The sequence below is a fragment of the Methylorubrum rhodinum genome, assembly GCF_014199935.1.
GTDB lineage: Bacteria > Pseudomonadota > Alphaproteobacteria > Rhizobiales > Beijerinckiaceae > Methylobacterium > Methylobacterium rhodinum.
In genome coordinates this window covers 351,974-368,767 of sequence record NZ_JACHOP010000001.1, presented here as the reverse complement: position 1 = coordinate 368,767, position 16,794 = coordinate 351,974, and the positions used below count along the sequence as shown (strand labels likewise).

The window sequence follows — 16,794 nt, the reverse complement described above, 5'->3', positions numbered from 1 at the left end:
CCGCGCATCAGCCGTCCTCCTGATAGAGAAGCGTGAGCGTACCGAGAAGACTCCCTACCACGGCGGGGAACCACGCCGCCACCGTCGGCGCGACCATCCCCGACGCGCCCAGGCCCTCCATGACCTGACGCGCGACGTACAGAACGAAGCCCGCCGCCACCCCGCCGAGCACCAGCTTGCCGACCCCACCAAACCGGAAGAACCTTAAGGAAACCGTTGCCGCCACGAGAACCATCGCGAGGTAGAGCAGGGGTGTCGCCAGCAGCACATCGTACTGGAGGCGGTAGCGCGTGGCATCCAGCCCGGCCCGCTCGTGGCGCGCGATGGTCTCCGGGAGTTGCCAGAAGGGCACAGATTCCGGGGGGGTGAAGCGCTGCCGGATCTGGCCGAGGTCGAGCGTCGAGGCGATCAGGTAGCTGTCGTGGCTCTCGGGAGGCGAATCCTTGGTGAGGACGCGCACGTCCTGAAGCTCCCACCACCCGTCGTGCAGAATCGCACGCGCCGCCTCGACCTGGGCGGTGAAGGCGCCCGAATCGTCGAACAGGAAGGCGGTGACGCCGGCGAGCGTCGTCGTGCCCTCGATGGCGGTCTCGGCGCGGATGACCGCCTGCCCGTCGATGCTGCGCTGGCGCAGCCACAGGTCCTTGCCGGTGCCGGCCTTGGTGGCCTTGGCGAAGATCTTGGCCTCGATCTCGCTGGAGCGCTGCTTGAGCGCCGCCGAGAGCGGGTTGTAGGCGCCGATGGCGATCACGCCGATGGCGAGCGCCACGAAGGCGCCGGGCTGGAGGAACTGCCAGGCCGAGATGCCGGCGGCGCGCGCCACGACGAGTTCGAGCTTGCGCGAGAGCTGGAGCAGAGCGGCCATCGACCCGAACAGGATCGCGAAGGGCAGCACGCTCTCGGCGACCGCGGGGGTGCGGTAGAGGGCGAGCTGAGCCATCAGCCCGGCCGAGGCGCCTTGCGTGTCGCCCGCGCGGCGCAGCAGCTCGACGAAGTCGAGGGTGTAGACGAGCGCGAACACCGTGACGAACACGCCGAGGATGGTGCGCACGAAGCGCCACGCGAAGTAGCGCCCGAGCGTCGGCCCGATCAGCATGGCGCGGCTCCCCTCAGGCCCGCCCGGCCTGCGGGCGCCGCCGCAGGGAGGCGACGAGGGCGCGCCGCCCCCGGGCGAGCCGTTCGCTCAAGGCGCGGACCCGAGCGCCGCCGAAGATCAGCAGGGAGGACAGGGCGATGGCGCCGAGCGGCGCGGCGTAGATCGCCGCCACCGCGCCGGGGCTGCGCACGGCGGCGCTGCTCGCGGCGAAGCCCGCGATGCGCAGGATCACGACGCCGACCACCGCCCCCGCCACCGCGAGCCCGCGGCCCTGGCGCGTGGTGCGCGGATCGCCGAGCGCGGCGAACGCGATGAAGGTGAGCGCCAGGGGGTAGAGCCAGGCCGAGAGCCGGTCGTGCAGCTCGGCGCGGAAGCGGCCCTTCTGGAACTGGTAGTAGACCTCCGAGGTGTCGGGGAAGAGCAGGGCCGTGGTCGAGCGCTCGCGCGGCTTGTAGACCACCTCCGCGTCCGGCGGCGTGAAGGCGGCGAGATCGACGGCGTAGCGCTCGTAGCTCACGATCGAGGAATCGCGGCTGTCCTTCTGCTGGCGGTGGATGCTGCCCTTCTCCAAGACGAGATAGGTCTGCCCGTCGGCCTCGGCGACGCGCCCGCGCTCGGCCAGATAGACCACCGCCTTGCCCGCCTCGCGCTTGTCCTGGATGAACAGACCCTGGAGCGAGCCGTCGGCCCCGCGCTCGCGGAAGTGGAAGGTGATGCCGCTGTCGAGCGCGGTGAACTGGCCCTCCTTGACGACGTTGGCGACGAAATCGCCGCGCACGCGGGTCAGCACGTCGCGCAGTTCCTGGAACGACGAGGGCATCACCTGGATCGTCAGGAAGGCGGTCACGAAGCTGACCGCGAGCGCGAGGGTGAGGAACGGCTTCAGCAGGCGGCGCGGCGCCATGCCGGCCGCCGACATCACGATCAGCTCGGAGTCGCCGTTGAGCCGGTTGAGCGCGTAGACGCAGGCGATGAACAGGGCGACCGGGGCGATCACGGTGATCAGCGTCGGCAGCGACAGCCCGGTGATGAACAGGAAGACGAGGAGCGTCTGGCCCTTGGCGGTCACGAGGTCGAGCTCGCGCAGGGCCTGCGTCACCCAGATCGTGCCGGTGAGCCCGATCAGGCAGGCGAGGAAGGCCCCGAGCGCGATCCTGAATATGTAGCGCTCGATCTGGCTCATCCCGCGCCTCTCGCGCCGTCCCCGCCTTGCATTCTCGCCGCCCGGCGCGGCCAAGCCAAGCCGTGTCGCCCGGACGGTTCGGGGCGCCCGGAATGCGGCTGTTTCGGGGCAGGGCGTCGAAGGCCGGCAGCGCCCACCGGGCTATGCGCCAGTGATTTTCATTGTAATCTTTTTTGTAGGAAGCCAGGAGGCCGGAATGCCGACGCCGACCGGTCAGATGACCGTCACGCTGACGCGCGAACTGGAGCAGTTCGTGCGCGACAAGGTGCGCGAGGGCGCCTTCGCGACGACCAGCGAGTACATCCGCGACCTCGTTCGCACGCGCTATCTCGCCGAGAAGGAGCGCGAGGCGCGCCTGCGCACCCTCGACGCAGCGCTCGCGGAAGGAATCGCCGACGCCGAGGCCGGCCGCGTCATGCCGGTCGGCGAGGCCTTCGCCCGCATCCGGGCCGAACTCGGCCTCGACGAAGACGCCGCGAAACCGTGATCGTCGTCCTCACCGAAGCGGCGGTGGGCGACCTCGTTCGCATCGGCCGCTTCATCGGCCTCGACAGCCGGACACGGGCGGCCAGCTTCGTGGCCGAACTCGAAAAGCGCTGCCTCGGGCTTGCCGCGATGCCGCGCGCCTACCCGCTGCTGCCGGGCCGCGAGGCTTCGGGCATCCGCCGAAGGGTCTACGGCGACTACCTGATCTTCTACCGCCTCGTCAGCGAGACGATCGAAGTGCTGCGAGTGCTGAACGGGGCACAGGATTACGAGGCGATCCTGTTTCCGGCCGACTGAACAGTCTCATCGCCGCACCCCACCGTGCGCGTTGCGTTCTCCGCCTCAGCGGCTACACAGGTCGCCGGCTTCACGCGCGGGGCGCGAAAAGCCGCCGGAAGACGGGTGGAAAGCGAAGAGCATTATGGCCGGTGGGATCGAAATCGCCTTTGAGCCGCTGTCGTCGCGCGGATCCGGGGGCGACCTCGTGGTGTTCGTGGGCGACGACCTCGCCCTGTCGGGGGCGGCGAGCGAGGCTCTGGGGCGCCAGGGCGCCGAACTCGTGGCCCGCGCCTCTGCCAGCGAGCGCTTCAAGGGCAAGGCGCAGTCGGCGCTCTCGCTGCCCGCCCCCGCCAACGTCGAGGCCGACCGCCTCGTGGTGATCGGGCTCGGCTCCGAGAAGGACCGGGCCAAGCTCGACTGGACCCTGCTCGGCGGCCTCACCGCCGGCAAGGTCGGGGCGCGCAAGGCCCGCGTGGTGCTCGACTGGCCGGGCTACGCCGGCAGCGCCCGGGACGTCGCCGATTTCAGCCTCGGCGCGCGCCTGCGCAGCTACAGCTTCGACCGCTACAAGACCAAGAAGAAGGACGAGGACGAGGCCTCCGCCGCGCTCACGCTGCTGACCGCCGACCCCGCCGCGGCCAAGGGCGCCGCCGAGGACGCCGCCGCGGTCGCCCAGGGTGTGGTTCTGGCGCGCAACCTCGTCAACGAGCCGCCGAACGTGCTCTACCCGGAAGAGTACGCCAAGCGCGTCTCGGAGCTGACCAAGCTCGGCGTCGAGGTCGAGATCCTCGATCTCGCGCAGTTGAAGCAGCTCGGCATGGGCGCGCTGATCGCGGTGGCCCAGGGCTCGGTCCGCGAGCCGCGCGTCGTCATCATGCGCTGGAACGGGGGCGAGGCGAATGAACCGCCGCTGGCGCTCATCGGCAAGGGCGTGGTGTTCGATTCCGGCGGCGTGTCGATCAAGTCGGCCGGCGGCATGGAGGACATGAAGGGCGACATGGGCGGCTCGGCCGCGGTCGTCGGGACGCTCCACGCGCTGGCCGCCCGCAAGGCCAAGGCGAACGTGATCGGCGCCATCGGCATCGTCGAGAACATGCCCGACGGCAATGCCTACCGCCCGTCCGACATCGTCACCTCGCTCTCCGGCCAGACCATCGAGGTCATCAACACCGACGCGGAAGGGCGCCTCGTGCTCGCCGACGTGCTCTGGCACATCCAGGCGACCTACAAGCCCAAGGCCATGATCGACCTCGCGACGCTGACCGGCGCGATCATCGTCGCGCTCGGCCAGGACATCGCCGGCCTGTTCTCCAACGACGACGACCTCTCGGCCAAGATCACGGCTGCGGGCGAGGCGGCGAACGAGAAGGTGTGGCGGATGCCGCTGATCCCGGCCTTCGACAAGGCGATCGACTCGAAGTTCGCCGACATGAAGAACACCGGCGGGCGCCACGGCGGCGCGGCCACGGCGGCCGCCTTCCTCAAGCGCTACGTCAACGACGTGCCGTGGGCGCATCTCGACATCGCGGGCGTGGCCATGTCCTCGACCCCGTCCGAGATCAACCGCAGTTGGGGCGCGGGCTGGGGCGTGCGCCTGCTCGACCGGCTGGTGCGCGACAACTACGAGCGCTGAGCGGTCCGGCCTTGTCCGCGCCCGCCGCCTGGACCGTCGCCGCCGCGCCGCTGGCAGTGGCGCTGCTGGCGCTCGTCGCGACCTACGCGACGGGCTTCGATCAACGCGCGGCGATGCCGCCGGACGTGGCCAACCGCTTCTACGGTTTCTTCCTCGACCGCTACCCGCTCTTCGCCTTCGTGCTGGTCTACGGGCTCGCCCGCATTCTCGTCGCGGCGCTGGCGCCGGGGCGCGCGGGCGTGATCCGCCGGCTGATCGGCGGCCTCCTCGGCCTCGCGCTGGTGGCGGGCGCGAGCCTGCATCCGACCTTCGGCGGCCTCATCCTGCGGGCGGGCTTCGGCACCGGCAGCGGCGCCTTCCTCAACGGCATGCCGATGGCGATCGCCTACGCGCTCGGCGCCGCCGCGGGCGCGAGCGTGTTCGGGCTGGCGATGGGGCTCGGCGTGCTCCTCGCCGGCCGGCCGGGCCACCCGGCACCGGGGGGCCGCTGGCGCGCGCTGGGGCGCGGCCTCGTCGGCATGGTCGGGGCCTTCCTCGCCCTGTGGTTCGGCGCGGCGCTGATCGGCGCAGGCCGCGACCTGGGCCTCGGCCCCTGGCCGCGCCGCCCGCTCGACGGGGGCGACCTCGCCATCGCGGCGGGCCTGATCACGGCGGCGGCGCTGCCGCACGTGCTGCTGATCGGATCCCGACTCCGGCCGAGGCGGATCGGGGTCACGGGGTAGGCGCCGCGGGTTGATCGGACGCGTCCGAAACGCTTAAGCCATTGTGCGGAACAGGCCGAGCCGGCGCTACGTCCGGCGGCCGGGGGCAACGCCCGACAGTCACGGGCCGGGAGGACGAGGATGGCCGAGAACCGGAGCGCGGAGCGGCCCTGGCTGTCCGCCTACCCGCCGGGCATCCCGCACACGATCGAGACGGAATCGCTCGGCACGGTGATCGACCTGTTCGAGCGCAGCGTGGCGCGCTTCGCCGAGCGCCCGGCCGTGAGCTGCTTCGGCACGAGCCTGCGCTACCGCGAGGTCGGCGCGGCGGCCCGCGCAGTCGCGGCGTGGCTCGCGGACAACGGTTACGGCAAGGGCGACCGCGTGGCGGTGATGATGCCCAACGTCCCGGCCTGCCCGGTGACCCTGCTCGGCGTGCTCGCGGCGGGCTGCACGGTGGTCAACGTCAACCCGCTCTACACCCCGCGGGAGCTGGCGGCCCAGCTCAACGATTCCGGCGCCCGCGCCCTCTTCGTGCTCGAAAACTTCGGCCACACCGTCGAGAAGGCGCTCCCCCAGGTCCCGGCCCTGGAGCGCATCGTCGTGGCGGCGCCAGGCGAGCTGCTCGGTCTCAAGGGCCATGTCGTCAACACCGTGTCGCGGCGGGTGAAGCGGGCGGTGCCGCCCTTCGGGCTGCCGCCGCAAATGACGCAGCGCTTCGAGGCGGTGGTGAAGGCAGGCCGCGCGCTGAAGCCGCCGACGCCGACGGTCGGCCCGAACGATCTCGCCTTCCTGCAATATACCGGCGGCACCACGGGCGTGGCGAAAGCCGCGATGCTGACGCACGCCAACATCGTCGCCAATGTCGAGCAGAGCCGGGTCTGGTTCGGGGCCTCGGAGGACGATACGGACCTGAGGGTCGCGGTGACGGCGCTGCCGCTCTACCACATCTTCGCGCTCACGGCCTGCTTCCTGTTCTTCTTCCGGCTCGGCGGCTGCTGCCTGCTGATCCCCAACCCGCGCGACATCGACGGCTTCGTGAAGACCCTGAGCAAGACGCGGTTCACCGACTTCGCCGGCGTCAACACGCTGTTCAACGCGCTCAACAACCACCCGAAGATCGGCAGCGTGGACTGGTCGCAGATCCGCTACGTCGTCGGCGGCGGCATGGCGGTGCAATCGGCGGTCGCCGCCCGCTGGAAGGCGATCACCGGCCAGACCATCCTAGAGGGCTACGGCCTGTCCGAGACCTCGCCGGTGGTGAGCGTCAACCCGCTCGGGCTGAAGGACTGGACCGGCACGATCGGCTATCCGCTGCCCTCGACCGAGGTGTCGATCCGCGGGGCCGACGGCGCGGTCCTGCCCTTCGGCGTGCCGGGCGAACTCTGCGTGCGCGGCCCCCAGGTGATGGCCGGCTACTGGAACCGCCCGGAGGAGACCCGCGGCGCCACGACCGAGGACGGCTTCTTCCGCACCGGCGACGTGGCGGTGATGACCCCGGACGGGCAGATCCGCATCGTCGACCGGATGAAGGACATGATCCTCGTCTCCGGCTTCAACGTCTACCCGAACGAGGTCGAGGACGTGCTCGCCACCCACCCGGCGGTGGTGGAATGCGCCGTCGTCGGCGCGCCGTGCGAGGACAGCGGCGAGATGGTGGTCGCCCACGTGGTTTTGCGCGACGAGAGTTGCACCGCGGACATCCTCCGGGCGCATGCCCGCGCCGGGCTGACCGGCTACAAGGTGCCGCGCAAGGTCGTGGTCCACGACGCGCTGCCCAAGACCAATGTCGGCAAGGTGCTGCGGCGCGCCCTCAGGGACGGCGCCGCCTGACGATCTTGAAAGGGCACCGCCCGGAGGCGGTGCCCGTCACCGGTCTCAGCAGCTCGCGTGGCCGCACTGGCGCACGTCGCTGATGGTCTTGCGCATGGCGTCCACGCCGACGGCGCCGGGCAGGATCTCGTCGCCGATGACGAAGGCCGGCGTGCCCGAGAGGCTGAGCTTGTCGCCGAGCCCCACGTTCTCGGCCAACGCCGCCTTCACCTCGGGGCCCTGCGCGTCCTTCTTCAGCCGCTCGACGTCGGCCCCGAGTTCCTTGCCCACGGCCAGCGCCCGCTCGGCGTTGATGCGGCCCTTGGTCTCCAGGAGCTTGGCGTGGAAGTCGAACATCTTCTCGGGCTTGAGCTGGAGCTTGGCCGCGAGCGCCACCTTGCTGGCCTCCAGCGACTCGGCGCCGAGCACGGGGAAGTCCTTGAGCACGACCCGCAGCTTCGGGTCGGACTTGATCAGCGCCTGGACGTCGGAGAACGCCTTGCGGCAATAGCCGCAATTGTAGTCGAAGAACTCGACCACGGTGATGTCGCCCGCGGGGTTGCCGGCCACGATGCCATGGGGCGAGTTGACCAGCGCCTCGCGCGATTCCTTCAGGGCGGCGGCCTGGGCGAGGCGCTGCGTCTCCTGGGCCCGGCGCTCGCCCTCGGCGATGGCTTCCTGCAGCACGTCCGGGTTCTTGACGAGGTAGTCCTTGACGATGCCCTCGATCGCCTTGCGCTGGGCGTCGGTGAAGGGGGCGGCGTCTTCCGCGAAGGCCGCCGGGCCCGCGCCGAGCAGGAGAGTGCCGGCGAGCGCGAGGGCCGGAACGGAGCGGAAGGGCTGCATCGATACCTCGATTGATTGGGGGCCGGTCTTCGGCGAAGGAGGCGGCCCATGGGGACGGCACGCGGGGTTATGGCACGCCACGTTATGGCATGGGGCGACGAGTCCGCCGATGCGACTCTTTTCGGGCGGCCCCGCGGGACGCCTTCGGACTCCTGCCGCCGCGGTGCGGCGTTTTCGCGGCGCCCTCCGGACCGGAGACGTGCGGGATTCCGATAGGAAGACGCGGTTGGATTAGCGGAATGATAAGCTCCCGCCATCACAAGTTCGGGACGGGCGTCGGCGGGAGCATCGGATGAGTCGGGGTGTGATCGTCGTTCTCAGCGACCGACCCGACCGGAGCAAGCCGCTGGTCGACGCGATCAATGCGGTGGCCGAGTGCCGGGTCGTCGGCATCGACGAGACCTGGGATCGGCTCGGCCCGCTCGGCGGCGTCGTCGCGGACATCACCCTGAGCCGTCCCGAAGCCAAGAGCTGCCTGCGACGGCTCGCGAGCCGGCCGGGCCGCACGCGCTCGCCGCTGATCTACCTGACCCGCAGCGAGAGCCAGGCGGCCTTCATCGAGGCGCGCAACCTCGGGGCCACGGTCTGCCTCTCGGCCCATGTCGAGCCGCGCCTGGTGGTGGGATCGCTCGTGCGCGAGGTCTGGCCCGACAAGTCGGTGGCCGACCTCGTGGTGACCCGCGAGATCAAACGGGCAGGGGCGACGATGACGGCCCTGCTCAAGACCGCCGAGACCGGGACTCTCGACATGAAGGTCGTGGACGGCGGCATCGATCCGGTGCTCGACGCCATCCACGACGGCGGCCTGTCGCGCTGGCTCGACGAGGTCTGGGCCTACGACGACGTCACCTTCCAGCACTGCCTGCTGGTGTCCGGTACGGTGGCGGCCTTCGCGCTGAGTCTCGGGCTGTCCCAGACCGACCGCCAGCGCCTCACCCGCGCCGCCCTCGTCCACGATGTCGGCAAGTCGCGCATCCCCCACGCCATCCTGAACAAGCCGGGCCGCCTCGACGACGACGAGCGGGCGGTGATGCAGACCCATGCGCCGATCGGCCACGAGATCCTCAGCGCCTCGGGCGGCTGCGATCCCGTGACGCTCGCCGTCACGCGCCACCACCACGAGATGCTCGACGGCTCCGGCTATCCCGACGGCCTCAGCGCCGCCGAGATCGGCGACCCGGTGCGCCTGCTGACGATCTGCGACATCTACGCCGCCCTGATCGAACGGCGCCCCTACAAGAAGCCGATGGCGACCCGCGACGCCCTCGCGATCCTCTCGGCCATGGACGGCAAGCTGGAAGGCGGCCTCGTCCAGGCCTTCGGCCGGGCGGTCGAGAGCGCGCCGTAACGTTTTCGGTTCAGGCCCGCCGCGCGGTGACTTCGGCGGGCGCCGGCACCGCGCGCCCGAGGCGTCGCGCCGCCGCGATCCAGCATTCGATGGCATCCTCGACATTCGCCATGGCCTGCTCGACCGTATCCCCGTCCGACATGCATCCGGGCAGGTCGGGCACGGTCGCGTGCCATCCGCCGCCCTCCGAGGCGGGCAGCCAGTCCAGTCTGACGTCGTAGTCACGAACGAACATCGGACAGGCTCCTGACACGATCCACGAAGGCGACGTCTCTTTCGGTGTAAGCTGGCCGGAACGCCCGCCACCGATGGTGACGCTCGCGGCAAGGGGTTGCAAGCATGGGCACGGCAGGCGGTTCGCCACGCTCTCCTGCGCAGCCCCGATCTGCTATGGGCCGCGCTCCCCGCGAACCCGGAGCCCGCCGATGCCGACCGAGTCCAGCCCTTCGCTCTCGCGTCGCGCGCAGGCCGTCGCGCCCTTCCTCGCCATGGACGTGATGGCCGAGGCCGGCGCGCGGGAGCGGCGCGGGGAGGGCGTGATCCACATGGAGGTCGGCCAGCCCTCGGCGCCCGCGCCGCGGGCGGTGATTGCGGCGGCGCAAAGCGCGCTCGCCGACGGGCGCATCCCCTACACCGAAGCGCTCGGGATGCCGCGTTTGCGCGAGCGCATCGCGCGCCACTACGCCGAGACCTACGGCGTGCGGATTTCGCCGGAGCGGGTCGTGGTGACGACGGGCTCGTCCGCCGGCTTCGTCCTGGCCTTCCTCGCCCTGTTCGATGCGGGCGCGCGGGTCGGCGTGCCGTGCCCCGGCTATCCGGCCTATCACGGCATCCTGCGCGCCCTCGACCTGATCCCGCAGCCGATGATCCTGCGGGCCGAGGATCGGTTCGCCCCCACCAGCGCCCTGCTGCGCGACGTTCACGCGTCGAAAAGGCTCTCGGGGGTTCTGGTGATGAGCCCGGCCAACCCGTCCGGCACGGTGATCGAGCCGGCCCGCCTCGCCGAGTTGTGCGCCACCGCGCGCGGTCTCGGGCTGCCGTTCGTCTCCGACGAGATCTATCACGGCCTCAGCTACGGCGTGCCGACCGCGACCGCGCTCCAGTTCGATCCGGACGCTCTCGTGATCAACTCGTTCTCGAAATTCTACTGCATGACCGGCTGGCGCATCGGCTGGATGGTGGTGCCGGAAGCGCTCGTGCGGCCGATTGAGCGGCTGGCGCAGAACCTCTACATCTCGGCGCCCTACCTGTCGCAGGTGGCCGCGCTTGCGGCCTTCGACGCGCTCGACGAGATCGGCGCCATCCGCGACGGCTATGCGCGCAACCGCGCCCTGCTCCTCGACGCGCTGCCGGGCTTGAGCTTCACCGGCATCCACCCGGTGGACGGCGCCTTCTACCTCTACGCCGACATCGCGAAACTCTCGGGCGATGCCACCGACTTCTGCCGCCGCATGCTCGCCGAGACCGGCGTGGCGGCAACCCCCGGCCTCGACTTCGATCCGGGGGAGGGGGGCCACCACGTCCGCTTCTCCTTCGCGGGCTCGGAGGCGGCGTGCCGCGAGGCGGTGGCGCGGATCAGGGGGTGGCTGGGGCGGTAGGCGGACCGCCTACGGCTTCGTCGGAGCGCCCGGCCGGCGGGCATGATCGCGGTCGAAGGCGGCCGTGATGCGCCAGAGGAAGACGCTCGAACCGAGCATAAAAAGGCCGACACCCAAGGCAAGCTGGACGGTCAGAGACATCGCCTAATCCTCCCTGCGCAGGAATCGCCAAATCACGAAATGCCCAAAGCCATGTAGGGTCAAGCCGATCAGAACCCAACCCGGCGCATCGAGATCGACTTGAGCGGCGCCCTTCGTGACCGATGCGATGATGTAGGCCGCACCGATGATGGCCGCGGCGAGCGTGTAGGCGAAGGCGTAGACCGATTTGACATGCTCGTTGACACGCTTGGCGCTGAACTTGCGCAAAGCGACTTCGGAGCCGTCGGCAGCGGCCCGCTCGGCGACTTCATGACTATCCGAGACGGGCTCCGCCACCTCGGACCTCCCCTCGATCCGTCGGACGATTGACGTTGGCACCGCGTCGTCCCGGACAAACCGGAACGACGCGGTCGAGGATCACTCCCCGCCGATCGCGGCCTTCGTGCGCGACCACCAGCCGGCGCGCTTCGGGCGGTTCGGGTCGGCGGGGGTGAGGACCACGGCCACCGGCTCGGGGGCGGGCTCGGGGGCCGCGGCGGGCTCGGGCAGCGCCTCGGCGGCAACCGGCTCGGCCTCCGGCGCGGGGACGACCAGCGGCGGCGCGGCGGCGGTGCCATCGCGGGCATCGACCGAGACCATGGTCACGTCGGCGGCAGGGACAGGCTCCTCCGGGCCAACCGGCAAGGTGTCGGCGGCGGTTTCTTCCGCAGGCGCCTCGGCCCGGACCTCACCCTCGCGATCGGCCTGCGCCGCGTCGCCGTCGGCCTCGTCCTGAACGCCGTCCTGCGCCTCGTCGCGACCGCGGGCGCGGCCCCGGCCACCCCGGCGACCGCGGCGGCGGCGGCGGCCGTTGCCCTCGTCGTCGTCGGAGGCGGCCTCGTTCCGCTCGGCGGAGGCCTCCGCGGCCTCCCCGGCCACGGCCTCGACGGCGTCCTCGGCCTCGCCTTCCTCGGATTCGTCGGACCCGTCCTGGCCCTCGTCACCGTCCTGGCCGTTCTCGTCGCCGTCGGCGCGGGACTCGCCCTCGCCACCGCGTCCACCGCGACGGCGGCGACGGCGACGGCGGCGCCCGCCGCCCTCCTCGTTCGTCTCCGGCGCCGGGCGGCTCTCGGCGGCGGGGGCCTCCTCGGCCTCGGCCTCGATGGCCTCCTCCTCGACGACGTCATCGTCGAAATCGTCGGCGTCGTAGGCCGGCGAGATCGCCGTCGCCCGCACGCCGGTGACCGGCGCGGCGTTCTTCACGGCGAGGTCGCCGCGGTCGAGCCCGAACGGCGAGGTCGCGGCAAGATGCTGGTCGGCCACGACCGTGATCGTGACGGAGAAGCGCTGCTCCAGATCGTAGAGGTGCGCCCGCTTCTGGTTGAGGATGTAGAGCGCCACCTCGGCGTGGGTGCGCAGGATCAGGTTGTGCGAGGCGGACTTGAGCAGCGCCTCCTCCAGCGAGCGCACGATGTGCAGGGCCACCGAGGAGGTCGCCCGCACGAAGCCCGAGCCGCCGCAATGGGCGCAGGGAATCGAGGAGGATTCGAGCACGCCGGTACGGATGCGCTGGCGGCTCATCTCCAGCAGGCCGAACGGCGAGATGCGCCCGACCTGGATGCGGGCGCGGTCGTTCTTGAGCGCCTCGTTGAGCCGCTTCTCGACCGCGCGGTTGTTGCGCTTCTCCTCCATGTCGATGAAGTCGATCACGACGAGGCCGGCCAGATCGCGCAGGCGCACCTGCCGGGCGACCTCCTCCGCGGCTTCGAGGTTGGTCTTGAGCGCGGTGTCCTCGATGTCGTGCTCGCGCGTGGCGCGGCCGGAATTCACGTCGATCGAGACCAGGGCCTCGGTCGGGTTGATGACGAGGTAGCCGCCCGAGCGCAGGGCCACGTGGGTCGAGAACATCGCGTCGAGTTGCTGCTCGACGCCGTAGCGGGCGAACAGCGGCGCGACCTCGCGGTAGGGCTTCACGACCTTGGACTGGCCGGGCATCAGCATCCGCATGAAGTCCTTGGCCTCGCGGTAGGCGTCCTCGCCGGAGACCAGAACCTCGTCGAGGTCCTTGTTGTAGAGGTCGCGGATCGCCCGCTTGATCAGCGAGCCCTCCTCGTAGACCAGAGCCGGGGCGGTCGAGGACAGCGTCAGCTCGCGCACGCTCTCCCACAGGCGCATCAGGTACTCGAAGTCGCGCTTGATCTCGGGCTTGGTGCGCGAGGCGCCGGCCGTGCGCAGGATGATCCCCATCCCCTCCGGCACGTCGAGATCGGACACGACCTCCTTCAGGCGCTTGCGGTCGGCGGCCGAGGTGATCTTGCGGGAGATGCCGCCGCCGCGGCCGGTGTTGGGCATCAGCACCGAGTAGCGGCCGGCCAGCGACAGGTAAGTGGTGAGCGCCGCACCCTTGGTGCCGCGCTCCTCCTTGACGACCTGCACCAGAATGATCTGGCGGCGCTTGATCACCTCCTGGATCTTGTACTGGCGGCGATAGGCGCGGGGGCGCTCGGGGATCTCGGCCAGCGCGTCGCCCGCGCCGCCGACCTGGGCGACCTTCGGCTCGCCGTCCTCGTCGTGCTCCTCGTCGTCGGACTCGTCATCCTCGTCGGAATCGTCCGAATCCTCGTCGTCCTCCTCGGAATCGTCCTCCTCGTCGTCGGACTCCTCGTCGTCCTCGTCCTCTTCCGACTCGTCGTCCGCGTCGGGGGAGACTTCGCGGGCCTCGTCCGTGACGGGGGCGGAGGCCGCGACCGGCTCCGGCGCCGCCTCGGCGGGCGCGGGCTCGGGCTCGGCAGCCGGCTCCGCGCCCTCGGCCGGCGGGTTCGGCGCCTCGGAGATGGCGGCGATGTCGGAGGGCTCGACCGTCGCCTCGGCGGGCGCGGCCGCGTCGGCACCGGGATCAAGGGCCGACTCGGGCAGGGCCGCGGAGGCGTCGCCGCCCGGCACGGGGGACTCCCCCGGAGCGGTCTCCAAGGCCACAACCTCGCCGCCCTCCTCGACGATGGCGGCGCGCACCGCCTCGATCGCCTCCGGCGACTCGGAATCGGCGGCCGGGCCCTCGCCGGGCACGGCCTCGGCCGACACGGTCTCGTCGCCGCGCGCCCCGCGGGCCTCGGCCCGGCGCCCGCGCGAGCGGCGGCCCCGCGTGCGGCGCTCCTCGCGCTCGCGGTGCTCCTCCTCCTCGCGGGCCTCGGCCTCGATCAGCGCGAGGCGGTCGGCCATCGGGATCTGGTAATAGTCCGGGTGGATCTCGTTGAAGGCGAGGAAGCCGTGGCGGTTGCCGCCGTACTCGACGAAGGCCGCCTGGAGCGAGGGCTCCACCCGGGTCACCTTGGCGAGGTAGATGTTGCCCCTGAGAGGCCGGCGGTTGGCGGCCTCGAAATCGAATTCCTCGACCCTAGAGCCGTGGACCGTGACGACCCGGGTCTCCTCCGGGTGCGTCGCATCGATGAGCATCTTGTTGTTGGCCATGACGAGTCGACTCTCGTGCTTTCGACATGGCGGCCGACGTCGTTTCCCTCGGGCTCACGCCGCGTGATCCCGGCGGCGCCGCCCCCGGCCTCAGGGCCGGTGGGGGGTAGGCGCGTGCCGGCCTCGTCGCCGAGGTCGCGGAAGGTGCGGGGAGGGGATTGCCGTCAACCGCCGTAAGGCGCCGGGCATCGGCGCGCTGGGGGTTGAACAGGGCCGGCGCGAAGGGAGACGCGGGGCGACGCGGGAACCGCGCGCCACGAGCACGAGCAACGGCAACCGATGCTGTGCGTCCTCCCATCCTTGTACCGGCCTCGCGAAACTAAGGTGGGCCGGCGAGCGGCCCTGAGGATTTCAAGGGCGCGGCGTTCCTCAGACGTGCGAGGAGGCCGCGAATGCCGTGACACCCGCCCGGATGCCGGGAGGCGCGGAAGCGACGCTGAAGCAATTCAAGCGAGGCGGCGGCGTCACGGGACCCAGGCGCCCCCGAGGGCCGCCGAAGCGCCGGCTCGGGAATGGGGTCGATACCATTACAGAGTGTCGCGGGATGAATGCAAGAGGTTCATGCGTTGACGCAGGACGCCGGGTGCAGGACAGGGCCATACGGCTTCGCGCCGTACCGGGTGGTTTCATGCCCTTTCCACCCCCGTCATTCCGGGGCGCCGAAGGCGAACCCGGAATCCACCCGCGATGCGCGGTGCCACGAGGCGTCGCGGCCCGTCGTGGATTCCGGGTTCCGCTGCGCGGCCCCGGAATGACGGGGGTGTTTCGATGGAGACCCACCGCCCCCGGACAGCGGGGTGTCGCGCCGGCACAACAGCCACCCGGCAACCGACGCCCGCGTGGTGAGGAACGGTTAACCATCCCGGTCGTATCCCGTATCGGAGGCTCCCGGAACCTTGGCAGACCGATGCAGCCGCGCGCCCGCACATTCCGCTTCGGACTTCTCCGCTCCCTGGCTCTGACGGGGAGCCTGATGCTCACCGCCGGCCCGGCGCCGGCCCAGGACGGGCCCGCCCGCAACGCGGCGGTCGCCATCGCGGCCGATCTCGCGAGCCAGGGCGGGACGACCAAGCTCGTGCTCACCCTCTCGAAGCCCGTCGAGGCCCGCGCCTTCGTGATGGAGCGGCCCGACCGCGCCGTGATCGACCTGCCCGAGGTGAACTTCCAGGTCGGCAGCGAAGCCGGGCGAAAGCGCGAGGGCGTCGTCGCCTCGTTCCGCTACGGGCTGTTCGCGCCCGGCCGCTCGCGCATCGTCGTCGATCTCGCCGGCCCGGCTGTGGTCGAGGCGATCGAAACGACGAAAACCCGCGACGGGGCGACCCTCGTCACCATCCCCTTCCGCCGGGTCGAGCGCGACGCCTTCCGCAAGGCGTCGGTCGCGGGCGATCCCAACCCCTCGGCCGCCAAGGCGCCGGCCCCGGGGCAAGCCGCCGACACGCGCCCCCTCGTCGTGATCGATGCGGGCCACGGCGGCATCGATCCCGGCGCCATCGCGGCGACCGGCGTCTACGAAAAGGACATCGTGTTCGGCTTCGCCAAGGCCCTGTCCGAGCGCCTCGAGAGCACAGGACGCTACCGCATCGCCCTGACCCGCGACCGCGACGTGTTCGTCGCGCTGTCCGAGCGGGTCCGCATCGCCCGCGAGGCCAAGGCCGACCTGTTCGTCTCGATCCACGCCGATTCGATCTCGGCCGCCCCGCAGGTGAAGGGCGCCACGATCTATACCGGCTCCGAGAAGGCGACCGACGGCGAATCGGCCCGTCTCGCCGAGCGCGAGAACCGGGCGGACGCTGCGGGCGGCAGCGAGGCGGGAGAGGGCGCGAGCGAGGTCGCCGACATCCTCCAGGAACTGACGCTCCGCGAGACCCGCGGCTTCTCGTCGAGCTTCGCCGGCAAGCTCATGGGCCAGCTCTCGCCGGTGATGGAGATGAGTTCGAAACCCCATCGCGAGGCGGGTTTCCGCGTGCTGCGCTCGCCCGACGTGCCGTCCGTGCTGGTCGAACTCGGCTACCTGTCGAGCAAGAGCGACCTCGAGAAGCTGCTCTCGGAGGAGTGGCGCACCAAGGTGACGGGCTCGATGGCCAAAGCCATCGACCTGTTCTTCGCCGGCCGGGCGACGCTGTCCCGGCCCACATCGGCCGCGCCACGCAAGGCGGCCTCCATCGCCCCAGTTTCACCATAGAACCGGTGTCGATACGGGGCCTTCACGAGAGGCCCCCGTCCGCCACACGCCGTGCGGATCGCGCGGGGCCTCGACACGAGC

At 71.0% G+C, this 16,794-nt stretch carries 15 protein-coding genes; 8 read left to right on the top strand and 7 right to left on the bottom strand.

What is annotated here, in order from left to right; translation table 11 throughout:
• Nucleotides 1-7 precede the first annotated feature (7 nt).
• A complete protein-coding gene (lptG, locus tag HNR00_RS01650) occupies nt 8-1,096 on the bottom strand; it encodes an LPS export ABC transporter permease LptG (protein ID WP_183563806.1) in 1,089 nt (362 codons plus the stop codon).
• Nucleotides 1,097-1,109: 13 nt separating this feature from the next.
• Nucleotides 1,110-2,279 carry an LPS export ABC transporter permease LptF gene (gene lptF / locus HNR00_RS01645; RefSeq protein ID WP_183563803.1) on the bottom strand — a complete coding sequence of 390 codons (1,170 nt, stop codon included), beginning with the start codon at nt 2,277-2,279 and terminating at the stop codon, nt 1,110-1,112.
• Between the two features lie 196 nt (nt 2,280-2,475).
• Here lptF and HNR00_RS01640 point away from each other — a divergent pair, with 196 nt between their 5' ends.
• From HNR00_RS01640 to HNR00_RS01620, 5 genes are all read left to right on the top strand, one after another.
• On the top strand, nt 2,476-2,766 hold the full coding sequence (locus tag HNR00_RS01640; protein ID WP_246390162.1) for a type II toxin-antitoxin system ParD family antitoxin: 291 nt from the start codon (nt 2,476-2,478) through the stop codon (nt 2,764-2,766).
• Complete coding sequence (locus HNR00_RS01635) at nt 2,763-3,062, top strand: type II toxin-antitoxin system RelE/ParE family toxin (protein ID WP_183563800.1); 300 nt, start codon at nt 2,763-2,765, stop codon at nt 3,060-3,062. Before HNR00_RS01640 ends, HNR00_RS01635 begins: the two co-directional genes overlap by 4 nt.
• A 124-nt stretch (nt 3,063-3,186) precedes the next feature.
• Complete coding sequence (locus tag HNR00_RS01630) at nt 3,187-4,677, top strand: leucyl aminopeptidase (protein ID WP_183563797.1); 1,491 nt, start codon at nt 3,187-3,189, stop codon at nt 4,675-4,677.
• A gap of 11 nt (nt 4,678-4,688) precedes the next feature.
• Nucleotides 4,689-5,399 carry a hypothetical protein gene (locus HNR00_RS01625; RefSeq protein ID WP_246390159.1) on the top strand — a complete coding sequence of 237 codons (711 nt, stop codon included), beginning with the start codon at nt 4,689-4,691 and terminating at the stop codon, nt 5,397-5,399.
• 120 nt (nt 5,400-5,519) lie between these two features.
• Nucleotides 5,520-7,211, top strand: a complete 1,692-nt coding sequence (locus HNR00_RS01620) for an AMP-binding protein (RefSeq protein ID WP_183563794.1) — start codon at nt 5,520-5,522, stop codon at nt 7,209-7,211.
• Nucleotides 7,212-7,256: 45 nt separating this feature from the next.
• Here the strand turns inward: HNR00_RS01620 and HNR00_RS01615 are convergent, their stop codons facing one another.
• Nucleotides 7,257-8,036 carry a DsbA family protein gene (locus HNR00_RS01615; RefSeq protein WP_183563791.1) on the bottom strand — a complete coding sequence of 260 codons (780 nt, stop codon included), beginning with the start codon at nt 8,034-8,036 and terminating at the stop codon, nt 7,257-7,259.
• Nucleotides 8,037-8,340: 304 nt separating this feature from the next.
• Between HNR00_RS01615 and HNR00_RS01610 the strand changes: the two genes are divergently transcribed.
• On the top strand, nt 8,341-9,384 hold the full coding sequence (locus HNR00_RS01610) for an HD-GYP domain-containing protein (protein ID WP_183564263.1): 1,044 nt from the start codon (nt 8,341-8,343) through the stop codon (nt 9,382-9,384).
• A gap of 10 nt (nt 9,385-9,394) precedes the next feature.
• Here HNR00_RS01610 and HNR00_RS01605 read toward each other — a convergent pair whose 3' ends face one another.
• Nucleotides 9,395-9,619 (bottom strand): type II toxin-antitoxin system HicB family antitoxin, encoded by a 225-nt coding sequence (locus HNR00_RS01605; protein ID WP_183563788.1) that lies wholly within the window; start codon nt 9,617-9,619, stop codon nt 9,395-9,397.
• Between the two features lie 190 nt (nt 9,620-9,809).
• Between HNR00_RS01605 and HNR00_RS01600 the strand changes: the two genes are divergently transcribed.
• The gene (locus tag HNR00_RS01600) at nt 9,810-10,982 is read left to right on the top strand and encodes a pyridoxal phosphate-dependent aminotransferase (RefSeq protein WP_183563785.1); all 1,173 of its coding nucleotides are present in this window, start codon (nt 9,810-9,812) and stop codon (nt 10,980-10,982) included.
• Nucleotides 10,983-10,991: 9 nt separating this feature from the next.
• Here HNR00_RS01600 and HNR00_RS25755 read toward each other — a convergent pair whose 3' ends face one another.
• The 3 genes from HNR00_RS25755 to HNR00_RS01590 form a co-directional block, all read right to left on the bottom strand.
• The gene (locus HNR00_RS25755; RefSeq protein WP_281383219.1) at nt 10,992-11,123 is read right to left on the bottom strand and encodes a hypothetical protein; all 132 of its coding nucleotides are present in this window, start codon (nt 11,121-11,123) and stop codon (nt 10,992-10,994) included.
• Nucleotides 11,124-11,126: 3 nt separating this feature from the next.
• Nucleotides 11,127-11,420, bottom strand: a complete 294-nt coding sequence (locus HNR00_RS01595; protein WP_183563782.1) for a hypothetical protein — start codon at nt 11,418-11,420, stop codon at nt 11,127-11,129.
• An 81-nt stretch (nt 11,421-11,501) separates the two neighbouring features.
• The gene (locus HNR00_RS01590; RefSeq protein ID WP_183563779.1) at nt 11,502-14,531 is read right to left on the bottom strand and encodes an Rne/Rng family ribonuclease; all 3,030 of its coding nucleotides are present in this window, start codon (nt 14,529-14,531) and stop codon (nt 11,502-11,504) included.
• A gap of 907 nt (nt 14,532-15,438) precedes the next feature.
• Between HNR00_RS01590 and HNR00_RS01585 the strand changes: the two genes are divergently transcribed.
• The gene (locus tag HNR00_RS01585) at nt 15,439-16,713 is read left to right on the top strand and encodes an N-acetylmuramoyl-L-alanine amidase (RefSeq protein ID WP_183563776.1); all 1,275 of its coding nucleotides are present in this window, start codon (nt 15,439-15,441) and stop codon (nt 16,711-16,713) included.
• Nucleotides 16,714-16,794: the final 81 nt, after the last annotated feature.

What these genes read in the sequence shown, in the direction of transcription:
- lptG (WP_183563806.1), bottom strand. Translation starts at nt 1,096, where the DNA reads ATGCTGATCGGGCCGACGCTCGGGCGCTACTTCGCGTGGCGCTTCGTG.
- lptF (WP_183563803.1), bottom strand. Translation starts at nt 2,279, where the DNA reads ATGAGCCAGATCGAGCGCTACATATTCAGGATCGCGCTCGGGGCCTTC.
- HNR00_RS01640 (WP_246390162.1), top strand. Translation starts at nt 2,476, where the DNA reads ATGCCGACGCCGACCGGTCAGATGACCGTCACGCTGACGCGCGAACTG.
- HNR00_RS01630 (WP_183563797.1), top strand. Translation starts at nt 3,187, where the DNA reads ATGGCCGGTGGGATCGAAATCGCCTTTGAGCCGCTGTCGTCGCGCGGA.
- HNR00_RS01620 (WP_183563794.1), top strand. Translation starts at nt 5,520, where the DNA reads ATGGCCGAGAACCGGAGCGCGGAGCGGCCCTGGCTGTCCGCCTACCCG.
- HNR00_RS01615 (WP_183563791.1), bottom strand. Translation starts at nt 8,036, where the DNA reads ATGCAGCCCTTCCGCTCCGTTCCGGCCCTCGCGCTCGCCGGCACTCTC.
- HNR00_RS01605 (WP_183563788.1), bottom strand. Translation starts at nt 9,619, where the DNA reads ATGTTCGTTCGTGACTACGACGTCAGACTGGACTGGCTGCCCGCCTCG.
- HNR00_RS01600 (WP_183563785.1), top strand. Translation starts at nt 9,810, where the DNA reads ATGCCGACCGAGTCCAGCCCTTCGCTCTCGCGTCGCGCGCAGGCCGTC.
- HNR00_RS25755 (WP_281383219.1), bottom strand. Translation starts at nt 11,123, where the DNA reads ATGTCTCTGACCGTCCAGCTTGCCTTGGGTGTCGGCCTTTTTATGCTC.
- HNR00_RS01590 (WP_183563779.1), bottom strand. Translation starts at nt 14,531, where the DNA reads ATGGCCAACAACAAGATGCTCATCGATGCGACGCACCCGGAGGAGACC.
- HNR00_RS01585 (WP_183563776.1), top strand. Translation starts at nt 15,439, where the DNA reads ATGCAGCCGCGCGCCCGCACATTCCGCTTCGGACTTCTCCGCTCCCTG.